We start from the raw sequence: 5,174 nt of genomic DNA on the forward strand, positions 1-5,174 counted from the left end.
AGAGCGAGGTCATCTCGCCCTTGCCGGCGGCGAGCGTGACGACGAACTTGTCAGACGCCGGCTCGGGCGGCGCGTTGGCCCGCCACACGGCCAGGTTGCTCGTCACCGCCTTGTCGACGGCCGGGGCGTACCGCCTCGCCACGGCCGCCCGGGCCGCATCGGTGATGATCAGGGCGTACGGGGTCCGCTCGACATGGATGTCCCGCCACTTGTCCCACGGCCCGGGGTAGTAGACGGTTTTCGAGTCGCCGTTGCCGCCGGCCGGTGCGCCGGTGACGGCGGTGACCTGGATCGGCGCGTCCTTGCCGGCGCGGACGACCGTCCAGCGGTACCACTCGGCGACCGGCGCCAGGTCGAAGCCGTCCAACTGGTGCACGAAGGAGACGTCGAGCTGGAACGTGACGCCCTGCCCGAAGGCGTCGCTGACGCGGCCCTGCTTCTCGATCGTCTCGTAGCGGGCCACCGACAGCGGCAGCTTGCCCAGGTTACGGAACAGCTGGGTCTGCCCGGCGATCAGTTCCTTGCGGGCCGGGTCGAACGCGGCCAGGTAGCCGTCCAGGTCCTTCGCCGCCAGCGCCTTGCTGTGCCGGTCGAGCAGGGCGGTCAGCTCGGCGTCGGTGACGGTGACACCGTTCGCGCCGGCTGCCGCCTTCCGCGCCGGGCCGTCCTCGTCGTCGCCGCGCAGGCCCAGCCCGACGCCGACCGCCGTGCCGGCGCAGACCGCCAGCGCGAGCGCGCCCGCCGCGAGCCCGATCCAGAGCCCACGGCGGGACTTCGGCGCGCCCGGGGGCGCCCACTGCTGCCCGGGGGGCGGCGGTCCGCCGTACCGGGGGTCGGCGTTGCCGGGCGGTGGCCAACCTGCCGCCGGTGGGTGCCCCTGCGTCATGTGGTTCCTCGCTCGTGCCGGATGCGGGACCGGCCGGACGGTTTCGCGCGGCCGGATGACGGCAGCCATCATCCCCGGTCCGGACGACGGATTCTGCCCCGCCTGGACGGGTCGGGGCTTTTGTCCCCGGGGGGTGGTTGTCGTGAACAGGACGTCGAGACATCCGCCACGTCCGGCGTCCAGGGCCAGCGGGAGCGGCCCGCGCGGTGACAGACTGTGCGACGCACTTCTGCCGGGACGTCTGAGGGAGGCGCCGTGCGCTGGCGCAGCTACGTGGCGGTGGGCGACAGCTTCACCGAAGGCATGGACGACGCGTATCCGGACGGCAGCTACCGGGGCTGGGCCGATCTGGTCGCCACCCGTCTCGCCGTCGAGGCCGGGCCCGACTTCGGCTACGCCAACCTGGCCATCCGGGGCCGGCTGTTCCCGAACGTGGTGGCCGAGCAGGTGCCGTCCGCGCTGGCCATGAAGCCCGACCTGATCAGCTTCGCGGCCGGCGGCAACGACGTGCTGCGCCGCACCTTCGACCCGGACGCGTTCGTCCCCCGCTTCGACTCGGTCGTGCAGCGGCTGCGCTCCGGCGGCAGCGACGTGGTGCTGTTCCGGTTCGCCGACGTGATGTCACGGCTGCCCGGCCAGCGGCTGATGGCCCCGCGCGTGACGCTGCTCAACCGGGTGGTCGGCGAGGTGGCCGAGCGGCACGGCGCGATCCTGGTCGACCTGTACTCCGACGACACCTACCTCAACCCGCTGCTCTGGAGCACCGACCGGATTCACCTGTCGGCGGCGGGCCACCGCCGGGTCGCCGCCCAGGTGCTCACCGCGCTCGGCGTCGGCTGCGACGAGGAGTGGCTGCTGGTCCCGCCGCACCCGGCGCCCAGCCCGTGGCTCGCCGCGCGCGCCGCCGACCTGCGCTGGGCCGGCAAGCACCTGGCGCCGTGGATCAGGCGCCGGCTGACCGGGCGGTCCTCCGGCGACTTCGTCACCGCCAAGCGGCCGGTGCTCGGGCCGGTCGAGCGCGACTGAGTGTGCGTACCGTCCACGCCGCCGACCTGCTGCGGCTGACAGCCGACGACCCGCCCCGAGCGGGGCTGGCCGTCGTGGTCGCCGGTGACCGGGTCGAGGCGATCGTGCCGACGGACGAGCTTCCCGGCGCGTACCCCGGGATGCGGGTGCGGCGGTGGGCCGGCACGCTCGGGCCGGCGCTCGTGCACGACGGTCCGCTGCCCCCGGCGCCCACGCCGCGCGAGCGGGTGCACGCGCTGTTCCGGCTCGGCGTCGCCGCGGTGGTCGAGGAGCACGTGGCCGACCCGGCGCTGCGGGCTGCCGCGGCCCGCAACGACGTGGCGGTGCTGCCCGGCGTGCGGCCGCCAGCACTGGTGACCGGCGGGCGGGCCGACCTCGCCGTGTTCGGCCCGGACGGCGCCTGCCTGGCCACAGTGGTCGCCGGCCGCCTGGTGCACCGCCGCGCCTGACCCCGCCGCACGGCTCGACCTTCACCGCCGTTCGTCCGATGTGTCCGGTTGCCCGCTTATCGGGATCGCCCGATGTCCGCCCCACTGGATAGCATCCGCTACCCCCGTCGATCGAGTACGGGGCGAAATCGGGGAAAGGTGGATGAGGGATGACCCTCATGCCTGACAGAAATCCACGTCGAACCGCCCGGCGAGGCGTGCTCGCCGCCGCGCTGTCGATGGTGGTCGCGGCCGGAACGGTGGCCGCCACCGCGGCGCCGGCAGCCGCGTACGACATCCGCTACGAGACGAACACCTCGTGGGCCTGGACCGACTCGCACTCGCCCACCACGGTCGACATCGACCGGTCCGGGGACGTGCCGGTCGGCACGTGGAAGGACGGGAAAGGCCGCCCGCACACGTCGCGCGCCTACTTCACGTTCGACATCTCCCGCTACCGGGGAGCGGACATCCAGTCCGCAGTCCTCGACGTGAAGGAGACGGCAGGCGGCGACTGCACCAGACGTCCCGTGGTCGAGCTGCGGCGTACCGCCGCCTACACCGCCCGGTCGAGCTGGCGGAACCCCCCGGCCGACCTGGGGCTGGTCGACAGCCGCCAGCTCACCGACCAGACCGTCTGCCCGGCGCCCCGGGTGGAGTTCGACGCGGTCGACGGGCTGCGCCAGGCGCTCGCCGAGGGCCGGTCGACGCTGACCCTCTCGCTGCGGCTGCCCGCCGACGCCGAGCGGGACCCGGCACTGGCCCGGAAGTACGCCAGCAGGGTCGGCATCTCGATCGACTACAACTTCCGCCCCGGCGTGCCGACCGACCTGCGGAGCGAGACCGGCACGGCGTGCACCACCACCGAGCCGTACCAGGTGATCCGCTACCCCGTCCCCTCCGGAGTGGTGCACGACCGGGACCGCACCGACAGCGGCGGCACGGACCAGCTCACCGTCTCCTTCGCGGCCTGGCCGGTCGACCAGCCGGAGGCGCGGATCGAGCAGACCGACTACGCGCGCGACGGCGAGCGGGCCGTCGGCCGCTACGACACCATCTATCCGTCGCCGTTCGAGCACGACCGGACGTACGCCTGGCAGATGCGGGCGGCGGACAGCCGGGCCACCGGCGAGTGGAGCCCGGTCTGCTACTTCCGCCTCGACGTCCGGGGGCCGGCCACGCCGCCCGTCGTGACGTCGACCGACTTCCCCGACGACGACGGGTGGTACCCGGCTCTGCCCGGCGAGTTCACCTTCACCGCCAACGGCGCCGCCGACGTGGTGCGGTACGGCTACTCGCTGGACTCCGGCGTCGAGAAGACGATCGACGCGGACCGGACGGGCGGCACGGCCACCGTCACGCTCACCCCGGACAGCGGCCCGAACACCCTGCGGGTGTGGAGCCTCGACGCGGTCGGCAACCCCTCGGCGACCACCGAGTACACGTTCCGCGCCTCGGACGTGTCGCCGGTCGTGGAGGGACGGCTGAGTGAGATCGGGGTGCCTGCCACGTTCCAGCTGCGTCCGCAGATGGACGGCGTGGTGCGCTACCGCTACGCCCTCGACGGCGACCCCGAGCAGACGGTGGACGCGGCGGCGGACGGCTCCGCCGCGATCACCGTCACCGCGACCCGGGGCGGCTCCCGCACCCTCACCGTCACCAGCGTCACGGCCGACGGTGTGGAGGCCACCAGCAGCCGGCAGTTCAGCCTGCCGACCGCGCCGAAGGTCTCGGCCACCGTCTACCTGCCCATCCCCAGCGGTGGGCAGGGCATTCCGGGCGTCTTCACCTTCACCCCCCGCCTGCCCGGCACGGTCAGCTACCGCTACCAGTTCACCGGCGAGGACCAGCAGGTGGTGGCCGCGCAGGCCGACGGCACCGCGTCTGTCACCTGGGCGCCGACCGAGGCGGGCGTGGTCAACCTGGTCGTGCGCAGCGTGAGCGGGGACGGCACCGTGTCGGAGCCGGCGACCTTCTCCTTCCGGGTGCGGGACCTGCGCCCCGCCGTCACCGCCGACCCGTACCGGACGGACGTGCCCATGGGCGGTCCGGGCCAGCCGGGCGAGTTCCGGTTCACGTCGCAACTCACCACGACGGTGGCCTTCCTCTACCGGTTCGACGACGGCGTCGAGCAGCGTGTCGAGACCGGCAGCCGGGCGACGGTGAGCTGGACGCCCACCGAGGGTGGGACGCACACGCTCACTGTCGTCGGGGTCACCGCGGACGGCACCCGCTCGCCCGAGCAGGTCTGGACGTTCCTGGTGGCCGAGGGCTGAGCACCTGACCGCGCCGGCCCCACCACCTTTCCGAGGCGGTGGGGCCGGTGTCACATCCGTGGCCCGCGATCCGGCGTACCTTGGGGATCATGCCTGTGCCGAGCGATCCGCATCCTGATCTCCAGTCGTACGCCGACCCGCAGCGCCTGGTCACCACCGAATGGCTGGCCGAGCACCTGGGCGACGAGGGGCTCGTGGTGGTCGAGTCCGACGAGGACGTGCTCCTCTACGACACCGGCCACATCCCCGGCGCCGTCAAGGTCGACTGGCACACCGAACTCAACGACCAGGTCACCCGCGACTACCTGGACGCCGCGAGCTTCGCCGAGCTGTGCGCGGCCAAGGGCATCGGGCGGGACGACACGGTCGTCTTCTACGGCGACAACTTCAACTGGTGGGCCGCGTACGCCCTCTGGGTCTTCACCCTCTTCGGTCACCCGGACGTACGGCTGCTCGACGGCGGCCGGCAGAAGTGGATCGCCGAGGGGCGGGAGCTGACCCGGGACAAGGTGAGCCGGCCCCGCGCCTCGTACCCGGTGCCGGAGCGCAACGACGCGC

4 protein-coding genes and 1 pseudogene are annotated in these 5,174 nt (G+C 73.3%); 4 read left to right on the plus strand and 1 reads right to left on the minus strand.

Translation table 11 applies throughout. The features are described 5' to 3' along the window. A pseudogene (locus KBX39_RS22315) lies at positions 1–886 on the minus strand (hypothetical protein); the annotation flags it as partial. A 255-nt stretch (positions 887–1,141) separates the two neighbouring features. Between KBX39_RS22315 and KBX39_RS22320 the strand changes: the two are divergent. From KBX39_RS22320 to KBX39_RS22335, 4 genes are all read left to right on the plus strand, one after another. Next, positions 1,142–1,912 carry an SGNH/GDSL hydrolase family protein gene (locus tag KBX39_RS22320; protein ID WP_043327644.1) on the plus strand — a complete coding sequence of 257 codons (771 nt, stop codon included), beginning with the start codon at positions 1,142–1,144 and terminating at the stop codon, positions 1,910–1,912. A gap of 2 nt (positions 1,913–1,914) precedes the next feature. After that, entirely contained in the window at positions 1,915–2,361 is a 447-nt protein-coding gene (locus tag KBX39_RS22325; protein ID WP_043327643.1) for a hypothetical protein, read from the plus strand. 158 nt (positions 2,362–2,519) lie between these two features. Then, positions 2,520–4,616 (plus strand): hypothetical protein, encoded by a 2,097-nt coding sequence (locus tag KBX39_RS22330; RefSeq protein ID WP_147265127.1) that lies wholly within the window; start codon positions 2,520–2,522, stop codon positions 4,614–4,616. Between the two features lie 89 nt (positions 4,617–4,705). Then, positions 4,706–5,174, plus strand: a 469-nt coding sequence (locus KBX39_RS22335) for a sulfurtransferase (protein WP_210872339.1), incomplete at its 3' end; no start/stop codon positions are given.

The sequence above is a fragment of the Micromonospora sp. D75 genome (assembly GCF_018070405.1).
Lineage (GTDB): Bacteria > Actinomycetota > Actinomycetes > Mycobacteriales > Micromonosporaceae > Micromonospora > Micromonospora chalcea.

Bases quoted from the DNA above. Each gene is read 5' to 3' on its own strand.
- KBX39_RS22330 (WP_147265127.1), top strand. From the start codon at position 2,520: ATGCCTGACAGAAATCCACGTCGAACCGCCCGGCGAGGCGTGCTCGCC.